General features: G+C 38.3%; 28 protein-coding genes and 1 other annotated feature. Of the genes, 20 read left to right on the top strand and 8 right to left on the bottom strand.

All coding sequences use genetic code 11. The features are described 5' to 3' along the window. The first annotated feature begins 155 nt into the window (after window positions 1–155). Window positions 156–2,303, top strand: a complete 2,148-nt coding sequence (locus tag RST01_RS04945) for an ATP-dependent Clp protease ATP-binding subunit (protein ID WP_147194573.1) — start codon at window positions 156–158, stop codon at window positions 2,301–2,303. Between the two features lie 53 nt (window positions 2,304–2,356). Here RST01_RS04945 and RST01_RS04940 read toward each other — a convergent pair whose 3' ends face one another. Next, window positions 2,357–2,560, bottom strand: coding sequence for a YjzD family protein (locus RST01_RS04940; protein WP_066784779.1), 204 nt, complete (start codon window positions 2,558–2,560; stop codon window positions 2,357–2,359). Between the two features lie 326 nt (window positions 2,561–2,886). On the opposite strand from RST01_RS04940, the gene RST01_RS04935 reads away from it, so the two are divergent. From RST01_RS04935 to RST01_RS16350, 3 genes are read left to right on the top strand one after another with little or no spacing between them, the layout of a single operon-like run. Next, on the top strand, window positions 2,887–3,825 hold the full coding sequence (locus RST01_RS04935; RefSeq protein WP_066784782.1) for a beta-ketoacyl-ACP synthase III: 939 nt from the start codon (window positions 2,887–2,889) through the stop codon (window positions 3,823–3,825). 28 nt (window positions 3,826–3,853) lie between these two features. After that, complete coding sequence (gene fabF, locus RST01_RS04930) at window positions 3,854–5,089, top strand: beta-ketoacyl-ACP synthase II (RefSeq protein ID WP_066784784.1); 1,236 nt, start codon at window positions 3,854–3,856, stop codon at window positions 5,087–5,089. 35 nt (window positions 5,090–5,124) lie between these two features. After that, window positions 5,125–5,460 carry a YuzI family membrane protein gene (locus RST01_RS16350; protein WP_503826077.1) on the top strand — a complete coding sequence of 112 codons (336 nt, stop codon included), beginning with the start codon at window positions 5,125–5,127 and terminating at the stop codon, window positions 5,458–5,460. On the opposite strand, the gene trpS is transcribed toward RST01_RS16350, so the two are convergent. Next, window positions 5,414–6,403: a tryptophan--tRNA ligase gene (trpS, locus tag RST01_RS04920; protein ID WP_147194570.1), complete on the bottom strand. Its 990-nt coding sequence runs from the start codon at window positions 6,401–6,403 to the stop codon at window positions 5,414–5,416. The two genes, RST01_RS16350 and trpS, sit on opposite strands and share 47 nt — an antisense overlap. Window positions 6,404–6,459: 56 nt before the next feature. Next, window positions 6,460–6,675 (bottom strand) — a binding site (T-box leader). Between the two features lie 507 nt (window positions 6,676–7,182). Between trpS and spxA the strand changes: the two genes are divergently transcribed. From spxA to pepF, 4 genes are all read left to right on the top strand, one after another. Further along, window positions 7,183–7,578, top strand: coding sequence for a transcriptional regulator SpxA (gene spxA / locus RST01_RS04915; protein WP_066791827.1), 396 nt, complete (start codon window positions 7,183–7,185; stop codon window positions 7,576–7,578). A 411-nt stretch (window positions 7,579–7,989) separates the two neighbouring features. Further along, window positions 7,990–8,649 (top strand): adaptor protein MecA, encoded by a 660-nt coding sequence (gene mecA / locus RST01_RS04910; protein ID WP_147194567.1) that lies wholly within the window; start codon window positions 7,990–7,992, stop codon window positions 8,647–8,649. 97 nt (window positions 8,650–8,746) lie between these two features. Then, on the top strand, window positions 8,747–9,862 hold the full coding sequence (locus RST01_RS04905; RefSeq protein ID WP_147194564.1) for a competence protein CoiA: 1,116 nt from the start codon (window positions 8,747–8,749) through the stop codon (window positions 9,860–9,862). Window positions 9,863–9,922: 60 nt separating this feature from the next. Then, complete coding sequence (gene pepF / locus RST01_RS04900) at window positions 9,923–11,737, top strand: oligoendopeptidase F (protein ID WP_147194561.1); 1,815 nt, start codon at window positions 9,923–9,925, stop codon at window positions 11,735–11,737. 459 nt (window positions 11,738–12,196) lie between these two features. Here pepF and RST01_RS04895 read toward each other — a convergent pair whose 3' ends face one another. The 4 genes from RST01_RS04895 to RST01_RS04880 all read right to left on the bottom strand — a co-directional run bounded on the left by RST01_RS04895 (window position 12,197) and on the right by RST01_RS04880 (window position 15,046). Then, window positions 12,197–13,009: a DsbA family protein gene (locus RST01_RS04895; RefSeq protein WP_147194558.1), complete on the bottom strand. Its 813-nt coding sequence runs from the start codon at window positions 13,007–13,009 to the stop codon at window positions 12,197–12,199. Then, window positions 13,006–13,407, bottom strand: coding sequence for a globin domain-containing protein (locus RST01_RS04890; RefSeq protein ID WP_066784795.1), 402 nt, complete (start codon window positions 13,405–13,407; stop codon window positions 13,006–13,008). The genes RST01_RS04895 and RST01_RS04890 overlap by 4 nt, the downstream gene beginning before the upstream one ends. A 191-nt stretch (window positions 13,408–13,598) precedes the next feature. After that, on the bottom strand, window positions 13,599–14,393 hold the full coding sequence (locus RST01_RS04885) for a lytic transglycosylase domain-containing protein (protein WP_244946638.1): 795 nt from the start codon (window positions 14,391–14,393) through the stop codon (window positions 13,599–13,601). A gap of 74 nt (window positions 14,394–14,467) precedes the next feature. Beyond that, window positions 14,468–15,046, bottom strand: coding sequence for a CYTH domain-containing protein (locus RST01_RS04880; protein WP_147194555.1), 579 nt, complete (start codon window positions 15,044–15,046; stop codon window positions 14,468–14,470). 213 nt (window positions 15,047–15,259) lie between these two features. On the opposite strand from RST01_RS04880, the gene RST01_RS04875 reads away from it, so the two are divergent. The 6 genes from RST01_RS04875 to RST01_RS04850 all read left to right on the top strand — a co-directional run bounded on the left by RST01_RS04875 (window position 15,260) and on the right by RST01_RS04850 (window position 20,494). Next, the gene (locus RST01_RS04875; protein WP_147194553.1) at window positions 15,260–15,646 is read left to right on the top strand and encodes a UPF0738 family protein; all 387 of its coding nucleotides are present in this window, start codon (window positions 15,260–15,262) and stop codon (window positions 15,644–15,646) included. A 20-nt stretch (window positions 15,647–15,666) separates the two neighbouring features. Next, the gene (gene yjbM, locus RST01_RS04870) at window positions 15,667–16,347 is read left to right on the top strand and encodes a GTP diphosphokinase (protein ID WP_066784810.1); all 681 of its coding nucleotides are present in this window, start codon (window positions 15,667–15,669) and stop codon (window positions 16,345–16,347) included. After that, the gene (locus tag RST01_RS04865) at window positions 16,344–17,150 is read left to right on the top strand and encodes an NAD kinase (RefSeq protein WP_066784812.1); all 807 of its coding nucleotides are present in this window, start codon (window positions 16,344–16,346) and stop codon (window positions 17,148–17,150) included. Before yjbM ends, RST01_RS04865 begins: the two co-directional genes overlap by 4 nt. Then, window positions 17,150–18,073 carry an RluA family pseudouridine synthase gene (locus RST01_RS04860; RefSeq protein ID WP_147194550.1) on the top strand — a complete coding sequence of 308 codons (924 nt, stop codon included), beginning with the start codon at window positions 17,150–17,152 and terminating at the stop codon, window positions 18,071–18,073. The genes RST01_RS04865 and RST01_RS04860 overlap by 1 nt, the downstream gene beginning before the upstream one ends. Before the next feature lie 553 nt (window positions 18,074–18,626). After that, window positions 18,627–20,003 (top strand): magnesium transporter, encoded by a 1,377-nt coding sequence (gene mgtE / locus RST01_RS04855; RefSeq protein WP_147194547.1) that lies wholly within the window; start codon window positions 18,627–18,629, stop codon window positions 20,001–20,003. A gap of 50 nt (window positions 20,004–20,053) precedes the next feature. After that, window positions 20,054–20,494, top strand: coding sequence for a hypothetical protein (locus RST01_RS04850; RefSeq protein WP_147194544.1), 441 nt, complete (start codon window positions 20,054–20,056; stop codon window positions 20,492–20,494). 162 nt (window positions 20,495–20,656) lie between these two features. Here RST01_RS04850 and RST01_RS04845 read toward each other — a convergent pair whose 3' ends face one another. Both RST01_RS04845 and RST01_RS04840 read right to left on the bottom strand, forming a co-directional pair. Next, window positions 20,657–21,208 (bottom strand): CotY/CotZ family spore coat protein, encoded by a 552-nt coding sequence (locus RST01_RS04845; protein ID WP_147194541.1) that lies wholly within the window; start codon window positions 21,206–21,208, stop codon window positions 20,657–20,659. Window positions 21,209–21,347: 139 nt separating this feature from the next. Next, entirely contained in the window at window positions 21,348–21,935 is a 588-nt protein-coding gene (locus RST01_RS04840) for a CotY/CotZ family spore coat protein (RefSeq protein WP_147194538.1), read from the bottom strand. 136 nt (window positions 21,936–22,071) lie between these two features. Between RST01_RS04840 and RST01_RS04835 the strand changes: the two genes are divergently transcribed. From RST01_RS04835 to RST01_RS04810, 6 genes are all read left to right on the top strand, one after another. Beyond that, the gene (locus RST01_RS04835; RefSeq protein ID WP_147194535.1) at window positions 22,072–22,485 is read left to right on the top strand and encodes a YhcN/YlaJ family sporulation lipoprotein; all 414 of its coding nucleotides are present in this window, start codon (window positions 22,072–22,074) and stop codon (window positions 22,483–22,485) included. Further along, window positions 22,485–22,940 carry a stage V sporulation protein AC gene (spoVAC, locus tag RST01_RS04830; RefSeq protein WP_066784830.1) on the top strand — a complete coding sequence of 152 codons (456 nt, stop codon included), beginning with the start codon at window positions 22,485–22,487 and terminating at the stop codon, window positions 22,938–22,940. Before RST01_RS04835 ends, spoVAC begins: the two co-directional genes overlap by 1 nt. Beyond that, window positions 22,940–23,944 carry a stage V sporulation protein AD gene (locus RST01_RS04825; RefSeq protein ID WP_147195092.1) on the top strand — a complete coding sequence of 335 codons (1,005 nt, stop codon included), beginning with the start codon at window positions 22,940–22,942 and terminating at the stop codon, window positions 23,942–23,944. The genes spoVAC and RST01_RS04825 overlap by 1 nt, the downstream gene beginning before the upstream one ends. A 10-nt stretch (window positions 23,945–23,954) precedes the next feature. Beyond that, complete coding sequence (spoVAE, locus tag RST01_RS04820) at window positions 23,955–24,320, top strand: stage V sporulation protein AE (RefSeq protein WP_147194533.1); 366 nt, start codon at window positions 23,955–23,957, stop codon at window positions 24,318–24,320. A gap of 65 nt (window positions 24,321–24,385) precedes the next feature. Continuing rightward, window positions 24,386–24,553, top strand: coding sequence for a YjcZ family sporulation protein (locus tag RST01_RS04815; protein WP_147194530.1), 168 nt, complete (start codon window positions 24,386–24,388; stop codon window positions 24,551–24,553). A gap of 13 nt (window positions 24,554–24,566) precedes the next feature. Continuing rightward, entirely contained in the window at window positions 24,567–24,812 is a 246-nt protein-coding gene (locus tag RST01_RS04810; RefSeq protein ID WP_147194527.1) for a stage VI sporulation protein F, read from the top strand. Window positions 24,813–24,824: the final 12 nt, after the last annotated feature.

Genomic DNA, 24,824 nt, shown 5'->3' with positions numbered 1-24,824 from the left:
ACAGCGTAGTTAGAATGATAGTCATGTGAATACAGTAAATAATGGTAATTATTATTTAGTCAAATAAGGTCAAACATATTACTTTACATTAAAGATAGAGAAGAATATAATAAAATTAACATAAGGTCAGTAATGGTCAAAGGGAGCTGATTTGAATGCAAATGCAAATGAATAACGAAGAGCAAAAAAGCCCATTAGAACAATTTGGACGGAATTTAGTAGAAGAAGTGAAAAAAGGAAAGATGGATCCTGTCATTGGTCGAGACCAAGAAATTCGGAATGTTATTAGAATATTGTCCCGTAAAACGAAAAATAACCCGGTATTAATTGGTGAACCTGGGGTAGGAAAAACAGCTATTGTTGAGGGCCTTGCACAGCGTATTGTAAAAAAAGATGTACCTGAAGGATTAAAGGATCATCTCATATATGAGCTTGATATGAGTGCATTAGTGGCTGGTGCGAGCTACCGTGGCCAATTTGAAGAACGGTTAAAGGGTGTCTTGAAAGAAGTCAAAGAAAGTGAAGGACGTATTATTTTATTCATTGATGAAATTCATACTATTGTTGGCGCAGGAAAAACAGACGGAGCAATGGATGCAGGCAATATGCTTAAACCAATGCTTGCACGCGGTGAATTACATTGTATTGGCGCGACAACGCTTGATGAATATCGCATGTATATTGAAAAAGATCCGGCGCTTGAACGTCGCTTCCAACAAGTACTCGTGCGAGAGCCATCAGTAGAAGATACTATTTCCATTTTACGTGGTTTAAAGGAAAGCTTTGAATTGCATCATGCCGTAAAAATTCATGATAGAGCGATTGTAGCGGCAGCAGAATTGTCTAATCGTTATTTAACAGAGCGCTTCTTACCAGATAAAGCGATTGATTTAGTCGATGAAGCTTGTGCGATGATTCGTACTGAAATCGATTCAATGCCACAAGAGCTAGATGAAGTAACACGTCGCCAAATGCAGCTAGAGATTGAAGAACAAGCGTTACAAAAAGAAAAAGACGAAGCAAGCAAAAAACGGCTTATAGCTTTACGCGAAGAGTTAGATCAATTAAAAGCATCATCTAAAAATATGAAAGAGCAGTGGGAGTCAGAAAAAAATGCACTGCAAGCTATCCAAGAAAAACGGGAAACATTAAACCGCTATCGTAGAGAATTAGAGGATGCAGAGAATCAATATGATCTTAACAAAGCTGCCGTTTTGCGCCATGGCAAAATTCCAGAATTAGAAAAAGAACTGCAATCGCTTGAAAAATCTTTGCAAACTGATGATGAGAGCCGTTTGTTACGAGAAGATGTAACAGCGGAAGAGATTGCATCAATCGTTTCAAGATGGACGGGTATTCCTGTGACTAAATTAGTAGAAGGTGAACGCGAAAAGCTATTGCATCTAAAAGACACATTGCATGAACGTGTAGTTGGGCAAGACGATGCGGTACGTTTGGTGACGGAAGCAGTATGGCGTGCAAGAGCTGGCATTCAAGATCCGAACAAGCCTATTGGTTCATTCCTATTTTTAGGTCCAACAGGTGTCGGCAAAACAGAATTAGCTAAAGCATTGGCTGCTCAGCTATTTGATTCAGAAGATCATTTCATTCGTATAGATATGTCCGAATACATGGAAAAACACAGTGTTTCAAGATTAGTGGGTGCACCTCCAGGATATATTGGATACGAAGAAGGCGGTCAATTGACAGAAGCCGTTCGCAGAAATCCTTATTCTGTTGTGTTGCTCGATGAAATTGAAAAAGCTCATCCTGATGTAGCGAATATCTTGTTACAAATATTGGATGATGGTCGCATAACCGATAGTCAAGGGCGTACAGTCAACTTTACTAATACAGTCATTATCTTAACTTCCAATATTGGCTCACACTATTTGTTGGAGTTAAAAGGGCAAGATAGCGATCATGCAATCGAAGATCTAGTAATGGCAGAATTGAAACAACATTTTAAACCTGAATTGCTTAACCGACTTGATGATATCGTGATGTTCCATTCCTTATCAGAAAAACAATATTACGAAATTGCTAAAAAATATGTAGCACTCCTTCAAAAACGGGTGGCAGAACAAGATATTGAGCTAATCGTAAATGAAGATGTACTAGAATGGGTAGTTAAAGAAGGCATTGACCCTGCATTTGGCGCACGTCCACTACGCCGCTTTGTTCAACGCTATATTGAAACTTTGGTAGCGCAAGAATTATTAAAAGGCGAAGCAAGCGCCGGAGACCGATTAGTAGTAGCCTTGGAGGATGGTAAAGTAACCATTCATAAAGAAAGTAAATAATCATTCTTCAAAATAAAAAACCTGTCCATTATTTGGGACAGGTTTTTTAGTCATTATTCGTGTTGACCGATTTCTTTTGGTGAATCTTTTGGAATCACTGCATCCATTATTAAGATTAATACTGAAATGATAAGTGATATCCATAATCCTTTTGTGAATGCTGGTCCATCTAATGGCACATTATTGATTGAGCTCACAACATAGTTTAATGTGGAAACCAATAATGCTGACCAAATCACTAACATAATGTATTTCATATAATCACCTCTAGCTCACTTTTATCCGCATTATGGGGCAGCAAGACCTCAACTCAACACTTGAGTGATAACGAATGGTTAGAAGAGTTACTGACCATAAATGCCCGATTGGTTCAACGCGCACTAATTGAGGATTAAACCTCATGAAATCTGAGTGTTCGTTTCACTTTTTATCAACTCTATCATACCATAACGTTTTATTTTTTTGGAAGAAACTTTTGCAATCTGATAAGAACAAAATTGATTCATATTGATAAAAAGAGAATTATTCGCTATAATTAAGACCAGATACTAATAATTGATAATAAGAAAAGAGGCGCTACCTCATGAATGCTGGGATTGTTGGAGTAGGAAGATGTGTTCCAGAGAAGGTATTAACAAATTTTGATTTAGAAAAAATGATGGATACGTCAGATGAATGGATTCGCACACGTACTGGCATACAAGAACGTCATATCGCTGCAGATGACCAAGATACATCCCATATGGCATTTGAAGCAGCAGATAAAGCGATCAAAGACGCTGGCATAAAACCAGAACAAATTGGATTAATTCTAGTAGCTACTGTTACGCCGGATCAGCCGTTTCCGAGTGTAGCCTGCATGATACAAGACCAGCTTGGTGCAGTTAATGCAGCAGCGATGGATCTTTCTGCAGCATGTGCTGGCTATATTTATGGTTTAGTCACAGCTAAGCAGTTTATTGAGTCAGGTGTTTACGATTATGTTTTGGTTGTTGGAGTTGAAAAACTAACAAAAATTGTTGACTGGTCTGATCGTAATACAGCCGTTCTTTTTGGAGACGGTGCAGCTGCAGCAGTGGTAGGTAAAGTTTCTGAAGGAAGAGGTATACTTTCATTTGAATTGGGTTCAGACGGTTCAGGTGGAAATCATCTATATCAAACGAAAGAAAACTATCTTTCAATGAATGGCCGCGAAGTATTTAAATTTGCAGTTCGTCAAATGGGACAATCTGCACTAAATGTAATTGATAAAGCAGGCTTAACAAAAAATGATGTAGACTTTTTGATTCCGCATCAAGCTAATATCCGTATCATGGAAGCTTCTAGACAACGGTTGGAATTACCGCCTGAAAAAATGTCGTCAGTTATCCACAAATACGGTAACACTTCAGCTGCTTCAATTGGTAATGCGTTAGTAGAAGAGTTGGAGAACGGCCGCATTAAAGATGATGATCTACTTGTTTTAGTAGGTTTCGGAGCTGGATTAACTTGGGGCGCTGTTGCAATGAGATGGGGAAAATAACACAAAGGAAAAGTGAGGAATTATAACCATGGCAAAACGTCGAGTAGTAGTGACTGGTATTGGAGCAGTAACACCGCTAGGAAACGATATTTCAACAACTTGGGAAAATATTAAAGCAGGCCATGTTGGAATTGGACCATTAACAAGATTGGATCCAGAAAAATTTCCGGCTAAAATTGCTGCTGAAGTAAAAGACTTTGATATTGAAAAATATATTTCTAAAAAAGATGCGAGAAAAATGGACCGTTTTACTCAATATGCATTAGCTGCATCTATTATGGCTGTTGAAGATTCAAACCTAGAAATTACGCCTGAGGTCGGATTGCGCACGGGTGTATGGATTGGTTCAGGAATTGGTGGAATGGAGACATTTGAACAGCAATATAATAATTTCCTTGAAAAAGGGCAACGTCGTGTGAGTCCATTTTTCGTACCAATGATGATTCCCGATATGGCAGCGGGTCAAGTATCCATCCATTTCGGAGCAAAAGCGATTAATTCATGTTCAGTAACAGCTTGTGCATCAGGTACAAACTCAATCGGTGACGCCTTCAAGGTAATTGAACGTGGTGATGCTGATGTCATGATTTCAGGTGGAGCAGAAGCACCGATTACTAACATGGCAGTAGCTGGTTTCTGTTCAAATACTGCACTAACATTAAATCCAGATCCAAAAACAGCTTCACGTCCGTTCGATAAAAATCGTGATGGCTTCGTCATTGGCGAAGGTGCTGGTATTGTGATCTTGGAAGAATATGAGCATGCGGTTAACCGTGGTGCAAAAATTTACGCAGAAGTTATTGGCTACGGCTCAACAGGTGATGCACACCATATCACAGCTCCTGCTCCAGAAGGTGAAGGAGCAGCACGTGCTATGCAACAAGCACTTAATGATGCAGATGTATCTCCTGAGCAAGTGGATTACATTAATGCTCACGGAACAAGTACGGTCTATAATGATTTATTCGAAACGAAAGCGGTCAAAACAGTTTTCGGAGAGCATGCTTATAAATTAGCGATCAGTTCAACTAAATCAATGACCGGCCATTTACTTGGTGCAGCAGGTGGCATTGAGGCAATCTTCTCTGTATTGGCGTTGCAAGAAAATATTCTGCCACCGACAATGAATCTTGAAACACCAGATGAAGAATGTGATTTGGATTATGTGCCAAATAAAGCAAGAGAGCAAGAAATCTCTTACGTGATGAGCAATTCGCTTGGTTTTGGTGGACATAATGCTTCACTACTGTTTAAAAAAATGTAATACAAAAAGTTAAAACTAGTAGAAAAGCCTTTCTCATGAATAGAGAAAGGCTTTTTTTCATAGCTTATAATAGATTCTTTAAACGACAAAGCGAAATTTCACACAACAAATCTCTTTCAAACACTGAAATAAAAAAACAAGAAAAGGATAATGATATGCGATTCTTATTTTTTTTAATTTGTTATGGACTAGTTGTATTGACCGCCACTCATATGATTTTGTATTTAAACTATCATGCTCTCGGTTATCCATGGTCTGATGTATTTATTTTCATCTTGAAGACAGTGGATTTTAAAATCTTTTTAGGAGCATGTCTTGGACTGATTACCGTCTTTTTCTTCCCAAGCCCATCGCGGACTCCATTTTCGTAACAGTTTCACTTGCAATCTTGTTGGCTTTCTCAGCACCAACATTCAGAATTTCATCCAATTCAGGTGAATCAATTAATTCATTGTATCTTTCTTGAATTGGTGTTAGGTGTTGAATAACGCTTTCCGCTACGCCAGCTTTAAAAGCACCATAGCCAAGTCCATCATATTTTGAGACTAAATCGTCTATCGACATATTGCTCAACGCTGCTTCAATAGTTAAAAGATTAGAAACGCCTGGCTTATTTTCCATATCGAATTTCACGATACCTTCCGAATCAGTAACGGCTGATTTGATCTTTTTCTCGATTTCTTTTGGCGTATCCAGCAAACGGATTGTTGCTTTTTTGTTCTCATCTGATTTGCTCATCTTCTTCAATGGATCTTGAAGTGATTTGATGCGAGCGCCGTTCTTAGGGAGTTGAATTTCTGGAATAGTAAATACTTCGCCATAGCGTTTGTTGAATCGCTCTGCTAGATCACGTGTGATTTCAAGATGTTGTTTTTGATCCTCTCCAACAGGAACGATGTCTGTATTATAAAGCAAGATATCTGCTGCCATTAATGGAGGGTAAGTTAAAAGGCCTGCTGATACGGCATCTTTTCCTTTCGACTTATCTTTAAATTGAGTCATGCGTTCCAATTCTCCGATATAAGCTGTACAAGTTAACATCCAGCCTGCTTGTGCATGTGCAGGAACTTCAGATTGAATGAATAATGTTGATTTATGTGGGTCAATGCCTGCTGCAATATAAGTAGCGGCAAGAGCTCGTATGCTGTTTCTTAGTGAATCGCTGTCTTGCGGTACAGTAATTGCATGTTCATCAGCGATACAAAAGATGCAATCATAATCCTCCTGCATAGCCACGAACTGCCGAAAGGCCCCAATATAGTTTCCTAATGTAATGACACCTGTTGGTTGTACACCTGAAAAAATTCTTTTCATTTCTTTTTCCTCCTAAAAATTTCTTATAAAAACAAAAAACATTATTCATCCCTCTGAAAAGGGACGAATAATGTTATGTATCCGCGGTACCACCCAAGTTTGCCGAATCCGGCCACTCTAATCCTGTAACGTAGGACAAACCCGAGCCTTACTACTATATTTTCATAAAGCTACTCAGAAGCCCATTCCCTATAGCGTATGATCTGTTTCCACCAGCCACAGACTCTCTTTACAAACGAACTATAAGTACTCTTCTTCTTCAACGTTTTATCAATATGGTGAAAATTATAATATAGCGTTTTTGAAAAAGCAACTGTTGCATAACTTCCAATTATAGAGAAAGCTTTTATTTGTCTACTGCAAGTCAGTTAGAGAATATCTAAAAAATATCTTCTTTATTTTTCATCTTTTCAAAAAGTTTTGGAACCTTTTTGGCAATTAAACGTAAATAATAGTATAGCAACTCATTTTCAGTGTAAAGGTATTAATTGAGAAAATTATTCTGGATTTTTATGTTTAGTTGTTCCTAAAAATGGGGATAATACAGATATAACTGAGAATTGCTCTATGACGAATAATAGTGAAACTGAACATAATAGAATAATTCGTCATATTTAGTCGTCAATCAATTGATGTAATTTCTATTTTGTGTATATTCAAATGAGAATTTATGGTGTATAATGATGTTAGACTTCTTTATTAGAGTAATTCTAATTTAACAATACAGCAATTCCTATATACATTAACTCACATTTTCGAAAGGATGTGTTTTTGAGATGATGGTCACTCTTTTTACATCACCGAGTTGTACTTCATGTAGAAAAGCAAAAGCATGGTTAGAAGAACATGAGATTTCATATAAAGAAAGAAATATCTTCGCGGAGCCGTTAAGCATAAGCGAAATTAAAGAAATACTACGAATGACGGAAGATGGCACAGATGAGATTATCTCTACACGCTCAAAGATTTTCCAAAAATTAAAAGTAGACGTTGAATCATTACCTTTACAACGATTATATGAGTTAATCCAAGAAAATCCTGGCTTATTAAGACGTCCAATCATTTTAGACGAAAAGCGTCTGCAAGTGGGGTACAACGAAGATGAAATTCGTCGTTTCCTACCACGTAAAGTTCGTGCTTACCAATTGCAAGAAGCGCAAAAAATGGTGAACTAACTCTGTATAGATCAAGTACAGGTGTACAAGCTAAGCTAGAATCCATCGTCTGATGGGTTTTAGCTTTTTTCGTTTTTTAAAAGCCATTTGTGGGTAAAGAAGAAGGTAAAGACATGAGGATATTAAACAGCGATGTGTCAACAATGGCAAGGCATCAGAATATAATGTTAAAACAATTGCTGTGAATACATTCTATTCACATTGCCATAATCTATTGCTTCTTATTGGCAAATGGAACTTAAAACTATTATAATTCATATACTATTGATATTTCCTAAGATTTATCCTTTTCATTTTTCACCATCTCGTCATACAATAGTAATAGACGCTGTTAAAGTAATACACCTTGAAAATCTGGCTACATGATCGTTGAAGAATATTATAATTATGGACCGAAGGGGGTTGTGTAAAATGGATATGGAACGCATTAATGAGAATACACTAAAACTCTTCATTTCTTACGTTGATATTGAAGAACGAGGATTCACCAAAGATGAAATTTGGTATGACCGTGATAAAGGCGAAGAACTCTTCTGGGTTATGATGGAAGAAATTAATGATGATATAGATTTTGAAATGGATGGCCCGTTATGGATCCAAGTTGTGGCAACTGACAAAGGTCTCGAATTGACGGTAACATCTACAAAGTTATCTCCTGATGGTTTGATGGATCTCCCTTCCAGTATTGAAGAAAAAAGAAAGTTTTTTGAAAATGCGTTTAGTGGGCTTGATGCGAAGGCGGGTTCCTCTAACTTTGATACAATTTTCGGCGAAGTTGAGGATGATATAGATGGATATACGTTTATCCTAAAAGACTTTGACGACATAATTGATATAGCAGAAAGAATGCCGCAAAGTGCAAACTTTGAAACATCACTTTTCGAGATGAAAGGCAAGTATTTCTTGCATGCTGACTTTGACGAGGAAATGACGATGGATGATTTAGAAGACTATCTAAGCGTTATCTCCGAATGTGCAGAAGAAGCAGATACAACCATTCACCTTTTAGAAGAATACGGAAAATTAATTATGGATAAAAACTGTTTAGAAACAGTACGAAAATACTTCTAACAGTTTCTTTGAAACCTTCTCTATTTCCAAGTAGAGAGGGTTTTTTGTTTGCATTCAGTGTTGAATATTCTTACACTTGGTTTGTGGAGGTGATTGAATGTTGACGGCACTTGATTCCTCGAACAAGCTCATTTTGTTGTCTGGAAATGAGGATAAAAATGGGTTAAGTCGTTTGAGAGAAAAAGAACAATTTTTTTGTCCGCAATGCCAAAAAGCCGTGCATTTAAAAATTGGACAAGTGATGATTCCGCATTTTGCACACAGAAAGAAAGGGTCTTGCCAGTATTTTTCAGAAGGCGAGACAGCTACACACCTGCTTGGAAAACGGCATTTATATGAAATGTTTCAAAGACTGCAGATAGAGGCAAAGCTAGAGCCTTATCTAAAAAGTTTAATGCAACGTCCCGATCTTCTTATCAAAGTAGAAGAACAGCAATATGCTATTGAATTTCAATACAGTACGATTTCCAAACCCCAAATGGTAAAACGTACAACTGGCTATCACAAGGAAAAAATGATTCCACTATGGATTTTACATACCCCTATGGCCAAAAATCCTCATAAAGATGGAATTCAACAAATACGTTTATCTCCATTTAAACAGCAGTTCATCACATATAGTAATCAACATGCCCATCTCATCACCTACAACCCCACTTTAAAACTATTCGTGTACTTTAATTATCTGCTTCCTATTGGCGGGTATCGCTTCATTGCAAAGGTACAAACACTTGCCATTGACCAACAGCACTTTCCTTTTTTGCGTGCAAGTGCACTCACAAAGAATGAATGCTTGAAATATTGGCAGCTTTGGAAAAGGGAACGAGAACGAGTTCTTAGAGGAAGACTACATATAAGCAAGAGGGGAGTAAAGGATCCCTTTTTACGTGCTTGCTATTATTTACGAGTCATCCCTGAGAAGTTGCCCTTATTTGTTGGCATTCCAATAAATAAAAAGCCGCATTCAATAGAAGCAGTTGAATGGCAGCTGTTATGGCTATATTTTTTATATACACAGCATCAAAATTGTATGGCTTATAGTCCAAAATTAGCAAAGGATTTCACTGACTCACATGGCATATGTGTAGATACAGAATCAATTCGTTTTTATAGCGAAATATTAAATCATTTAGATATTGAAGATATATTTAGCCATTATGAGGAAGAAAAGATATTTCACTATATTTATAGCCAATTTCTTGCAAAAACTTAAGAAAATTGAGAAAATAATAGAGCAGTCCATTTTTGGAGTTGAAAGTAGGAGGTTTAAGTAATGACAGAAAAAACGAAAGTACTTACAAGAGAAGAAGTACCAGAGGAATTAACATGGAAATTGGAAGATATTTTTCAGTCAAATGCTGATTGGGAAACTTCTTATCAAGAATTAGCAGAATTGGCGAAACAGGCTTCGCAATATCAAGGTACTATTGCTGAAGGATCGGATGCATTGCTTAAAGTCCTTCGTTTCCGCGATGAAGTTTATACTAAGCTTGGAAAGCTTTATGCATATTCTCATATGCGCAATGACCAAGATACAACGAATTCCACATACCAAGCTATGGACAGTCGCGCTAAAACATTATATGCAAAGGTTTCTACAAGCCTGTCTTTCTTGACGCCGGAAATTTTAGCGTTGGATGAAGCGGTAATTAAAGAATATTTGAAAGAAAATAAGGATCTCCAATTATATACACATGAATTAGAAGAAATTAATAATGAACGCCCTCATATTTTGCCTGCAGAGCAAGAGGCATTGCTTTCGCAAATGTCTGAGGTAACGGGTGCTTCTTCTAATACCTTTAGCATGCTGAACAATGCAGACCTGGAATTCCCAACTGTACGTGATGAAGAAGGTAATGAAGTTCAATTAACTCATGGCAACTATGTTCATTTCTTGGAAAGCAAAGATCGCTCAGTCCGTGAGGCTGCATTCCGTGCGATGTACAAAACGTATGGAGATTTTAAAAATACGTTTGCCGCAACGTTATCAGGCAATGTGAAAGCTCATAATGTGAATGCTGAAATTCGCCATTATGATTCTGCCCGCCAAGCTGCTATGAGCGCAAATCATATTCCAGAAAAAGTATACGATCAATTGCTTGAAACTATCCACAAGTATTTACCGTTGATGCACCGCTACATTGCATTGCGCAAAAAAATGCTTCAAGTAGATGAATTGCATATGTGGGATGTCTATACACCACTTGTCGCTGAATCAAAAATTGATATGACATATGACGAAGCCAAGGAACATATGCTCAAATCCTTAAGTGTGATGGGTGATGAGTATGTAGGTATCGTTGAGCAAGCTTTAAAAGATCGCTGGGTGGATGTTTTAGAAAGCAAAGGCAAACGCAGCGGGGCTTATTCATCAGGTTCTTACGGAACAAATCCATACATTCTGATGAACTGGCAAAATAATCTGGATAACCTGTTCACACTTGTGCATGAATTTGGACATAGTGTCCACAGTTATTTCACACGCAACAATCAACCGTTCGTGTACGGTGATTATTCAATTTTTGTGGCAGAGGTAGCATCCACATGTAATGAAGAATTGTTAAATGACTACCTGCTGAAAACAATTGATGATCCGAAAACAAGAATTTATATCTTAAACCATTGGCTTGAAGGCTTCCGTGGCACCATTATTCGTCAAACAATGTTCGCAGAATTTGAGCATATTATTCATCAAATGGACCAAAAAGGTGAAGCTCTAACTGCTGATCGTATGACTGAAGTATACTATGAGTTAAATAAGAAATATTTTGGTGACGACATGGTCGTAGATGAAGAGATCGGCTTGGAATGGGCTCGCATTCCACACTTCTACTACAACTATTATGTGTATCAATATGCAACAGGTAAAAGTGCTGCAATTGCATTAAGTTCTCAAATTTTATCAGAGGGCAAACCAGCTGTAGAGCGCTATATCAATGAGTTCCTAAAAGCAGGCTGCTCAGATTATCCTATCAATGTGTTAAAAGCTGCTGGTGTTGATATGGAATCTGCATCCCCAATTGAAGAAGCATGTAAAGTGTTCGAGCGAAACTTAGAAGAATTAGAAAAGCTTTTGTCAGAACAATAAACGAATGAAAAAGATTGGACTCTCTAGTTGAAGAGTTCAATCTTTTTTGCTTTGGGTACAGACGGGGGATATTGCTAATAGAAAGTATTAGAGAAGTCTGACCCCCGGAAAGAGTAGCTATCCCCACTTCATCCACATATCAAATTAGTACCCCATATATAAGAAAGCCCTGTGAATAAATGGATAATATTCAATGATAACGCTTTCTATTTGACAACTTTGTGAAAAGATGTTCAAAGCGTTGATATATGCGATTTTCCGTGCTAAAGTAATAGATGTGAAATAAATCACAAACAAACATACACCCCTTTGTTTGAACGTGAACATTTCTCCCATCCCCTTTGTGAAAAGAAGCATCTCCCGTAGAGATGCTTCTTTATTTTTTTGCCAATTTTAGAATGTTATATCTCAATATAAAAAGCCCTAACTGTTATCAACAGTTAGGGCTTTTTTGTTCATTTATTTTAAACGCCAGAGCGATAAGTTTTCATAACTCACTCGGTCTACTTTTTGTTGCAACATTTTTTTCTTTAGCTCACGTTCACAAGTAGAAGGGGAAATTTGATAAATTGCTGCTAATTCTTTTGTTGTAAATGTATGAAAGCGATGGAATAAATCTTCTACTGATGGCGGTTGCTGGCAAACTAGCTTTTCACCGAGTAATTCTTCTAATATTTTTTCATAGACTTCATAGGAGTAGCTGCCTGAAACTTTTAATCCCTCATCCTCAATATTTTCATTGAAGAATACAAAGCTTGGCACTTCATCTACTTCCATTTCTCGTGCAATGCATAAATCATTTTGGAAAGAGCGGGAAGCTTCCACGGATAAAAAGTCTGTTTGGAATTCTTCTACATCTAGATTTGTTTCATAAGCGATTTCTTGTAATGTACTGCATTGGCATACATTTTTTGTATTTAAATAGGTGTATTCCTGGAGCTTAGTTAAATAGCGATAACCTGCTTTTTTTCCTTGCAGTTCCGCAGCCTTTACGGCGATGGAAGGCAGGACAGGATGTGATAGGTCCACTAGCTCTTCTTGTGTTTGGCAACTATTAATACGCTGACAAGCACTGTTTAAAGAATTTAATTCTGTGCTCAGGACAAAGCGCATTGAAAAATAATGGCCATAGTTTATTTGTAATTGTCGGATTAGCGCTTGAAGTTCAAAGCTCCCCGGAGAAAGCAAATCAATGAACACATAAAGTTCAATCGGTTTGCTTAGAGATGGGGAGACAGCAGGTTTTTCGCTTAAATACTGAATATTGTTCACTCTAAAACCTCCTCGTCTTCGTCCGGTGCGTTGATCATGTGATGTGCAGTTTGGACAAGACGTTGATAGTACACGTGTCTGAATTTGCCGTCTAAGCCGACTTCATCCATAGCTTCGGACATGCACTCCAACCAAGCTTGAGCTCTTTCAGGAGTGATCTTAAATGGCATATGCCTAGCTTTCATCATGGGATGGCCGTGCTCTTGTGTATAAATGTTGGGACCGCCTAAATATTGTGTTTGAAATTGCTTTTGTTTGCGTGCGGTCTCAGTTAAATCATCAGGGAATATAGGCTTTAGCTTCGGATTGTTGGCAACTTTTGAATAGAAAATATCAATTAATTTATAGAGTCTTTCCTCACCAATTTCCTCAAATGGGATAATAGGTTTTTGCATCATAGATGTATCTCCTTTGCTTTAGCTGTAATCCTATTTTATCAACCTCTTTCTATTTTCTCAAACAAATGATACGTTATCTATTTCATATTTCATAGAGTACAAAGTAAAAAGCCAATCTACGTGCTAAAATCATACATAATTAAACGTAAAAAGATGACAGTTAGCTAAGATTGGCCAGTAATATAAGAGACTTAAGCATTAAATGTATTCATAATAGATTGCACATAGTTCATCGTTTCTTTATAAGGAGGAACGCCGCCATATTTTGCAACTGCTCCAGGTCCTGCATTGTATCCAGCGAGCATTAAATCGTAATTGCCCCCAAATTTATCAAATAATTGTTTTAAATATTTAGTACCGCCCATGATATTTTGTTCGGCATCATACACATTGGAAACACCCAAGAATTTAGCGGTACTCGGCATTAATTGCATTAAACCTCCTGCACCAGCGGAGCTAGTAGCACTTGGATTAAAGCCAGATTCTTGTTTAATTACCGATTTTATCATTTTTTCTGGAATACCATACATATTGGAAGCCTTCGTGATTAACTCATCAAAACCCGTTTGTGGCCCAGAACCTGTCGCGGCACTCACGGGCTGCTGTGTTGTATTTAACACAGACGTGGAACCATTTGTAAGGTTCATCGTAGCTGGACTGTAAACAGGAGATGTCCCGTTGTAATAAAGCGAGTTGGCACTGTTGGATAAGGAGCCTAAGCTGCCCAACAGTTGGGTTGGATTGAAGGCGCTGGCTAAATTACTATTCTGCATACCGCTAGAAGATAATAATTGCAATAATTGTGTTCCTGTATTCGACAAAGCATTAGACATACCAAGCATTTGCGAAGTATCGGATGATTCTGTTGATAAGCCAGCATATTGCCCCATCATGTTAGCAAAAGAATTTGTTGTGTTATTTCCATTTATATCTGCCGTACTCGTATTAAGTGATTGTATATATGGAAGAATAGATTGAATGTTCATGGATAGACCTCACTTTTTATCAAACAGAGATTGTAAAAAATACCCCTTACACATGATGTAATAAGAGAAAGATCTTATTTTTTCGCATTCATCAAGCGGGCAATTTTTTTCTCTGCAGGACGGATGGGAATCGAATGGCTAGCAAGAAATTCAAGGAATGTTGCTTTTCCTTTTTCCTCATTTGATACTTCATATTCTAGTTCATAGTCTTCCGTACGTCCATAATTTGAATGGTCTAAAACTAGAAGACCACCCTCGTACTTTATTTCGGCACGTTTGGTGATAAGTGTACCTATATTATTTAAGTCTTTTATATTAATTTTTAATGCTTCAAGCCGTTGGTTTACTTCTGAGGCAGCAAGTGGGCCTTCTCCTTTTAGAAAAGAGTCTGCTTCGCTTGCAGTTAGCCTGTCCGTTGTTTCCATGAGCCCTATACCGGTGAACGGTTCTTTTAATGTACATTCAAAGGAAGAGCCTTTTTTTCGTATACGGAGACCTGCACGCAGCTGTTTCAGTAAGAAGTCCCTTGTATCAAAGTAATAATTGGTTTGTTCACGAAAGTCATCTTGTTTTAGGTTGAAATAGTTGGCGAGTTTGATAAACTCATCTTTTGTCAGCATATTTTTGAATTCAATTTCTAATTCTTGGGGCATTCTTTTCACCCTTTCTTATCCTGAATTATAGCGGAATATAGGCTAAAATGACAACAAAGGTGTACAGATGTAAAAATGAAGAATATGGTTAGAAAAGAACGTCTTTATGATAAAATAATATGGAGTTCTACAACTAAGTAAAGAGCGAACAATTTGATCGTGAAATCCATAATACAAAACAAGAGAAACACTTCACAAAAGGGGAGAAGAATAGTGAGAAAAACATATACGATTGGCAGTAGTACTTTAGAAAACACACATATTAATTTTCTACTTGAAAACCAAGAGGAGAATATAATGGGAACGCCGTCCGGCAAGCTTATTACAGACTCGGATGCCATGACTTTTGTATATATGATGGACGAGGAAGAGGGATATAGCTATGTGGAATTCCCGCAAGCTATTTGGCCGAATTTAGCTGCTGCTATGCAGATAAATGCAGTACCTGTGTTAAAATGGGATGCGGGTAAAGTGGAATTAGTTCATCTATGGGATGAATTAAGATCGCTAATATATAATATTGAAGGCAACTCTAATTACGGCGAAGCTTTTACAACAGCGGTTGAGGAAGTGTTTGCACAACTTTTGAGTGAAGCCTAAATGTGTTAGGGGGACTTATCATGGGACAATGGGATCGCTTTTTGCAGCCATATAAGCAAGCCGTTGATGAATTGAAAATAAAATTAAAAGGAATACGTGCTCAATTTGAGAAATCAAATAGGACATCGCCGATTGAATTTGTCACAGGCAGAGTAAAACCGCTTGCAAGTATATATGATAAGACATTGGAAAAAGGTTTGGTCTTTGAACCTTCCGATACACTTGCACATGAATTGCAAGATATCGCAGGCGTGCGAATTATGTGCCAATTTGTCGATGATATACCAGTTGTGATTGACCTTTTGCGGCAAAGAAATGATTTACATATCATAGAAGAAAAAGATTATATTACGAATGTGAAAAAAAGTGGATATCGTTCTTATCATATGATAATCGAATATCCTGTCGGAACCATTCAGGGCGAAAAAAAGATATTGGCAGAAATCCAAATACGAACGCTCGCTATGAATTTCTGGGCTTCAATTGAACATTCGTTAAACTATAAATATAAAGGGTTATTTCCTGACGAGATAAAAAAGCGTCTTCAAAGCGCAGCCGAAGCGGCATTCATGCTTGATGAGGAGATGTCTGAGATTCGCGAGGAAATTCGAGAAGCGCAGGCATATTTCACAGAATATAAAGAAGCAAACAATCCAGAAGTGCGCCAAAGCCAAGGGAAAGGAGATGAAGGAAAACGATGAGATTCGCAGTTCAGTCACGGAATGATCCACAGTCTAATGAACTGATGGAACGAGCTATCAACTATTTAACACATTTCGGGTTGGAATTAGACGAAGAAAAGCCGGAAATAGTCTTATCTATCGGCGGTGACGGTACACTATTACAGGCTTTCCATAGATATACACATATGCTATCAGAAGTGGCTTTTGTAGGAATCCACACAGGTCATCTCGGTTTCTATGCAGATTGGAAGCCAGCTGAAATTGAAAAATTGGTCATTTCAATTGCTAAAAATGAGTTTGATGTAATTGAGTACCCATTATTAGAAATGACGATTAATTATCAAGACAATACGGATTGTTTTACCTATTTAGCGCTAAACGAATCTACTGTGAAGTCGCCAGAGGTCACACTAGTAATGGATATAGAGTTAAACGGTAAGCTATTTGAACGTTTCCGCGGCGACGGTCTATGTGTCTCTACTCCTTCCGGCAGCACAGCCTATAACAAGGCACTAGGAGGAGCCATTATTCATCCATCATTAGAGACAATTCAACTAACGGAAATGGCTTCTATTAATAATCGCGTATTCCGTACAGTTGGCTCTTCGCTCGTGTTACCTGCACATCACAACTGTGTATTAAAGCCAGTGAAGGTGGATGATTTTATGGTAACGATTGATCATATTCAGCTTTTGCATAAAAACGTGAAAACCATTCAATATCGTGTGGCAAAAGATAAAGTGAGATTTGCGCGTTTTAGAGCATTTCCTTTCTGGCAACGTGTACATGACTCCTTTATTGATAGCGATTTGAGGGACTAATGAAAGATTTACGATACCATTTAACGTTTCATGCATCTCTAGATAGACAATTACTTAGAGATGCACTAGCTCAATTTGGCATTTCGAAGAGAACATTAACAGCGATCAAATTTCGCGGTGGCGCACTGTTGGTCAATGGAGAAGAACAGAATGTGCGTCATCCCTTAACAGAAGGCGATGAAATTAAGGTTATTTTTCCTAAAGAAGAGATGAGTGCTGGCTTAATACCTGAAAAAGGACGTTTAACTATCTGTTATGAAGATCAAGCGTTATTGATTGTCGAAAAGCCGGATGGTCAAAGTTCTATACCCTCACATGACCATCCGACAGGCAGTATTGCGAATAAGATTGCGGGGCATTTGCAAGAGCAGGATGTGGCATCCACTGTTCATATCGTCACAAGATTAGACCGCGATACATCAGGGTTGATGTGTATAGCAAAGCACCGCCATATACATCATTTGCTCAGCGAAGCACAAAAATCGCATACCATTTACCGAACATATGAAGCTCTTGTACATGGCCACGTGAAAGAAGACTTTCAGCAAATCATCGCACCGATTGGCAGAAAAGCAGGAAGCATTATTGAACGTGAAGTAACAGAGGATGGACAATACGCCCATACGGATGTCACTGTCTTAAACCGTTTTAATGTAAATGGAGAAGAAGTAAGCCATGTTCGTTTGACTTTGCATACAGGCAGAACACATCAGATTCGTGTACACCTATCTTCGCTTGGACATCCATTGTTGGGTGATGACTTATATGGAGGAAAGTGCACATTGATTAGACGGCAGGCGCTGCACTGTGTTTCGCTAAAGCTTCAACATCCTCTCTCCCAAGAGGAAATGATATGGTATAGCAATCTTCCGGAAGATATGGAGCATATTTTGCTCAGCCATTCAAATAGTGGTGTAAATTAACAAGAGGCTGGGCCATAATTTCAAAAATAAAAATGCATGAAGGACAATACGCCTTCATGCATTTTTTCTATATGACTGCCTTTAAATATCCCAAACCCCTATTCAGTTTTGGGAGTGGACCGGAGCGGAAAAAGGTCGACTCCTGCGGGATTTAGTGCAATTTTGAGACCCCGCAGGAGCGTAAGCGACAAGGAGGCTCAAGGTGCGCCCCGCGGAAAGCGATCTTTTGGAGCACAGGGAACGGACTACTTTAGTTATGTCACAGGCTTTTTTTTATATGATATTTTTGGGGTATAGTGCAGTAGATATAGTGATCACTGCAGGTAGAGCTTGAGCTGAATACTTGCAAGAATGAATTGATTAAGTCTCCCACTGCAAAGTGTGTCTAGCCAGAACTATTATGAATAAATAAAAGGTTAAAACGTTCTTTTATGAAAACGGATTTATGAAATTGATTCGATAGAAACACTAAAAAAGAATTGACCCTTGTCGAAACTTCGAACTATTATAGTAAGGTATTAAAAAAGATCCAAATCGAGAGGAGGGGACATGCATGATGGATAACAAAACAGAAAATGATGAAGTACAATTTGATGAAGAGCATTTATGCTCGTTAATTCACCAAGGCGATACACTTGCATTCAGAGAAGAGTATTTATCGCTTCATCCATATGATCAGGCACAGTTTTATGAGAAGGTGGAACCAGATATACGACAGGTGATCTATCAATACTTGTCCCCGAAAGAGTTGGCGGAAATCTTCGAAGCTCTAGAACTTGACGATAATGGATATACTCGGTTTCTTGAGGAAATGACGCCTATTTATGCGGCGCAAATGATTTCAGAAATGTACACGGATGATGCGGTCGATGTATTAAATGAATTAGACAAAGACCAAATTAGCCATTTTTTAAAATTAATGAGCAATGAAGATGCCCAGGAAATTCGGGAGCTTCTTCATTATGAGGAATATACTGCGGGTTCTATTATGACCACGGAATATGTGGCAATCCCCGAAAATTCCACTGTAAGGTCTGCTATGACGATACTGCGGAATGAGGCGCCGAATGCCGAAACCATCTATTATATCTTTGTGGTGGATGATGCAGAACATTTGGCAGGTGTCATTTCATTGCGTGATTTAATTATCGCGGATGAAGATACACTAATCCATGAAATTATGAACGATCGTGTCGTAAGCGTGAAGGTAGCGGATGACCAGGAAGATGTAGCTCAGATTATGAAGGACTATAACTTCCTAGCGGTGCCCGTTATTAATTCAAAAAATGAAATGCTCGGTATTATCACAGTTGATGATATTATTGATGTTATTGATGAAGAAGCATCTGAGGACTATTCCAAGCTAGCAGGTGTTTCAGATATGGATACATTTGACAAGAATCCTTTTTTGGCTGCCAAAAAAAGATTACCTTGGCTTGTCATACTGTTGTTCCTTGGTATGATTACGGCTAATTTAGTTGATCTATTTACTGATACGCTTGAAAAAGTAGCGTTGTTGGCTGCATTTATACCGTTAATTGGCGGGACTTCAGGGAATAGTGGTACACAGGCGCTTGCGGTTGCGGTCCGGGGTATTGCGACAGGGAATTCAGAAGAAGATAACAAATGGGCATTGATGCTTAGAGAGATGGTCACTGGCATCATCATGGGAGTTGTTTGCGGGATCATCGCGCTCGGCATTGTATACTTCTGGCAACATACATTCCTTCTAGGATTGTTGGTAGGTGTGGCCATCTGTTGCTCAATCGTCGTGGCAACGTTGGCTGGTGCAGTGATTCCGTTAGTGATGCACCGCATGAATATTGACCCTGCAGTTGCTTCAGGTCCTTTTATCACAACATTAAATGACATTACCAGTATTCTGATTTACTTAGGAATTGCTACAGCTTTCATTAATCATCTCATGTGAACCCATATGGCATATTAGGCATATGATAAAAATAAAAAGGATGTGTGATTGTGGGAAAAGACCCACTCCTTTTTATCAAAACGCCCCCTGCTTTTTTCAGAGAAACAGTCCCTGTGGAAACAAGTGCGGAGCTAATTGAAAGTATTGTAATCGAGGACCAAACAGAGCATTTTGAGAGTGCTCAAAAGCCAAGTACACATAATTTAGATAACAGTGAATTAGTAAAAAGAAAAGAGAGGCTTCATTTCCTGTCAAAGCCATTTCAGCAAAGGGCATATCAGCCGCTTGTATTTGTACTGCATGATGGGCAGGAGATCACTGGAGTAGTAAAGAAATTTGATAGTGAGACAGAGGATGTCTTTATTCGTACCTCTGAAACAGTGTTAACGTATAAGGTTTGGGAAATCTCTGATTTGGTGTGGAGAGGAAGCTCATTCTTTAAACCACAAGTCCAACATGCTGAAAAAGATAAAATCGATGCTGAATCTTAAATTCAATTTTTAAAACTTGCCTAGATATTTTTCTAGGCTTTTTTTATTGTAAAATAATATACCACTTCCATAAAAAATTTGTATGAAAAAAGCGAGATTCACCATAGTAAAGGAGAATCCCGCTTTTTATCGTCTATTCGTTTTCTGGTTTAGGTATTTTTGTTAATCAGGACAAACATTTAAGAAGACGTCCTGGATGCATTGCACGCCACAGAAGCAATTTAAATCTACAGTAATGCAACTATCTGTAAGTTCAAAATCAGTTACATCACAAATTGCATTTAAATCGATTGAGCCGCAATCGCAATCTTTATGAATGTTCTTGTTTGGTTTTAGTACACGCAATGTTGCACAACAGCCATCAAATACATCTTCTACACGGAAAAATACAGAAAAACATCCGTTATGATGTGTTGCACTGTTATTATGCGAACCGTGATGACGCGGTTTGAAAAATGCTTTAAATGGTGTGCCGTCTTTTGTTAATAACATAAACACACGTGTGTCTGCATTTGATCTAGATGGACTTACCAAGCCACCCAGCGGCTCTAAGAAACAGTTAGAAGGGCACTGGCAATCATTAGTGATGTCCTGTGTCTGAATGTCTAAGATTGCTTGCACCACATCACACACACAATTAGCTGAAGTGATTGGTCTAACGCTTGAGCTCGAACTTGAGCTTGAACTGCTTGAGCTTTCTTTTCCACAACCCATTAATATCACATCCTTATTCAGATTCTCTATAGCATATGCCTTATTAAAAAAAGAGACTGGGCTAAAAGAACAAAGGGCCCTAATCATAGATTAGGACCCTTTGCCATATTACGACGCTGTTTCACCTTGAGCGAGCTTTTTATCGGCAAACGTCTAAGAAGACATCTTGCACACATTGTACGCCGCAGAAGCAATTTAGATCTACGGTAATGCAACTATCTGTAAGTTCGAAGTCAGTTACTTCACAAATTTTATTGAAGTCGATGGAGCCGCATTCTTTTAAGATGTTTCGATTCGGTTTTAATACACGTAATGTTGCACAGCAGTCATCAAAAATATCTTCTACACGGAAAAATACAGAGAAGCAAGATTGATTATGATTATGATGTTGTTGATTATGGTGCTGTTGATTATGATGATTGTTCATGTTCATTCCGCCTAGTGACGTACTCTCTAAAGAATTACGATGATGGTGACGAGAGTTTTTGAAGAAAGCTTTAAACGGCGTGCCATCTTTAGTCACTAGCATAAATACACGAGTATCAGCATTTGATCTAGATGGACTTACTAAACCGCCTAGAGGTTCTAGGAAACAGCTAGTAGGACAAGTACCGCATTCGTTATTTTCACGTTGAACTTGGAGGTCCAAAATTGTCTGTAATACGTCACATACGCAATTTCCTCCCATAATTGGGCTCACACTTGTACTTTCTCTTCCACAACCCATTCAAATTCACCTCCTTATTTCCAATTCTTTATACTATATGGCTATTTAGTGGGATGGCGCAGGCTATTATCATTATTGCTTTTGAATAATTTGAATTTAAAATTCGCATACTATCAATAAAAAGGATGGGGAAGATATGAAAAAAAGCCTGTTGATGTTTATTGCTCTATTAACTGTGCTTGCTGGATGTGGAAAATCAAATAGTGCAGCTATCTCAGTCAATGATGACCACAAATATCAGGAAGAACGGCAATCGGTAGAAAAAGTTTTAGGCCATGACAAACATGTCCAAAAGGTATCTGTCTTATTTACAAAAAAAGAGGCAATTGTAGGTGTGGAGGTAAAGCCGTTTTCAAAATGGAATAAAAAGAAATATGAAAAGAAGTGGAAAAAAAAAATTAAGCGTGCGCTTCCTGATCGCGATGTGCTAGTTAGTACAGATCAAAAGATAATAATGGAAACAGATCGTTTAAACGAAAAGAAAATGAGCGAGAAGAAGGTAAAAGAAAAAATTAAAAATTTAAAAGAATTAGCGGAGGAGCAAACTTAATGGATGCAAAACAATATGATACTTTACAACAATCTCTGTCACCAAAACCTTCCATTATTAAAAATTGTTTAAAGGCTTTTCTCGTAGGCGGCATCATTTGTACAATTGGCCAGCTGATTACGTTCTTTTATATGGCTTATTTTAATTTTACAGAAAGAACAGCGGGAAACCCGACAGTCGCTACAATGATTTTCCTTGCTATGCTATTTACTGGATTCGGGCTTTATAAGAAACTTGCACAATTTGCAGGAGCAGGTAGCGCCGTACCGGTTACAGGGTTCGGTAATGCTGTTATCTCATCAGCCATTGAACATAAATCTGAAGGATATGTATTGGGTGTTGGAGGCAATATTTTTAAATTAGCAGGATCTGTTATTGTATTCGGCGTTGTATCAGCCTTTGTTGTAGCACTAGTAAAACTTCTTTTAGTAACAGTGGGGGTGACGAATTGGTAATGGATCAAGGAGTAATTTATTTTCCGTCAAAGCCTTCCATTATTGCTTCTGGAGTAGTAGGTGGCCCTTTAGAGAAAAAAAGTGTATTTGCTGCAGATTTTGATCTTCTTTTAGACGATGAAAGAGCAGAAGAAAAATCCAATGAAAAGGGCCATAAACAGATGGCTCTTCAAGCATGTCAAATTGCATTAGAAAAAGCGAATATTAAAGAACGTGATGTTGACTTCCTTATGAGTGGAGATTTAGTTAATCAAATGACCCCCTCCAACTTTCTAGCGTCTACGTTAGGTATTCCATATTTGGGACTATATTCTGCCTGTGCTACTTCTATATCCGGAGCTATTGTGGCAGCATTACTAACAGAATTAGGGGCAAGTAAATATGCGTTGGCTGGTGCTGCAAGCCAGCATAACTCCATTGAAAGGCAATTTCGATATCCAGTGGAATATGGCGGTCAAAAACCTGGTACAGCACAATGGACCGTTACAGCAGCAGGCTATGCATTAATAGCGAAAGGGCAAATGAATAGTCCTGTAATAGAGGCCGCAACTGTCGGGAAATCCATCGACTTGCAGCAAACTGATCCTTTCCATATGGGGGCAGCTATGGCACCTGCAGCTTGCGACACAATTACAAGGCATTTAAAAGGAAGAGGACAATCATTAAGCGACTACGATTTAATCATTACGGGAGATTTGGCGAAGGTTGGTCTTCCAATATTACAGGAATGTTTAATTAAGGAAGGAATGGCTCAGCAAGATGTGATGAAAATCCGTGATGCCGGAGCAGAATTCTATGGAGATGATCAAACCTTTCTTGCCGGAGCAAGTGGTGCGGGGTGCTCTGCATCTGTCTTTTTCAGTACTATTCTAAAGGGATTGAATGAGAAGAAGTATGAAAGGGTCTTAGCAGTCGCAACAGGAGCATTGCTTTCGCCGCTTACTGTTCAGCAAAATGAGTCTATTCCTTGCACGGCACACGCCATCGAAATTTCAATGAAATGAGGATATAAATATGTTTGCAACATTGTTGATTGCTTTTATTGTAGGTGGCCTTATTTGCGTTGTAGGGCAACTGATTATGGATTTAGGAAAACTGACCCCAGCACATACTTTAAGTATTCTGGTTGTTCTTGGTTCAGTTTTAGACGGCTTTAATTTGTATGAACCGTTAATTGACTTTGCTGGAGCTGGTGCAACTATTCCGATTACCTCCTTTGGTAACTCCTTGACACACGGTGCTCTAGCGGAAGCAGAAAAGCACGGATGGATTGGCGTTCTGACAGGAATGTTCGAAGTGACAAGTTCGGGTATCAGTGCAGCAATTGTTTTTGGTATGATTGGTGCGCTTATTTTCCACTCAAAAGGTCAGCATCCATAGACATACGCCCGGTCTCTCTTTTCCAAAAGGCATAGGATATAGAGAAAAGAGAGGAGGGGATGTAAATGTCATGGGGATACGGATGCGGAGGCGGTTACGGATACGGAGGCGGCTTCGGCGGAGGCTGCTATGGTTATGATGGTGGTGGATCTTCTTACGGTGGATCTACTTTCATTTTAATCGTTGTTTTATTCATCTTGTTGATTATTGTTGGCGCAAGTTTCATTTGCTAGAGGAGGATATTGAATGAATTCACCTTTCTTTCGTAAGATCGAACAAAAGACTGGGGTTCCAATGGAAGAAGTCTTCGCACTAGCAAATGCCATTCAAAACGCCGACTTTCAAGATGAACGTCAAGTACGTAAAATTGTAAAAAAAGTAGCGAAGCTTGCAAATAAGCCCGTTTCAAAAGATCTAGAAGAGCAAATTGTCAATTCTATTATGAAGAATGGCAAGAATTTGGACATAAGTAAAATCCAAGATATGCTTTAATATAAGTTTCCC

Origin of the sequence: Rummeliibacillus stabekisii, assembly GCF_007988965.1 — a bacterium.
GTDB lineage: Bacteria > Bacillota > Bacilli > Bacillales_A > Planococcaceae > Rummeliibacillus > Rummeliibacillus stabekisii.
Note: the sequence above shows the minus strand (reverse complement) of the source record. Positions and strands in the feature narration are given on the sequence as shown.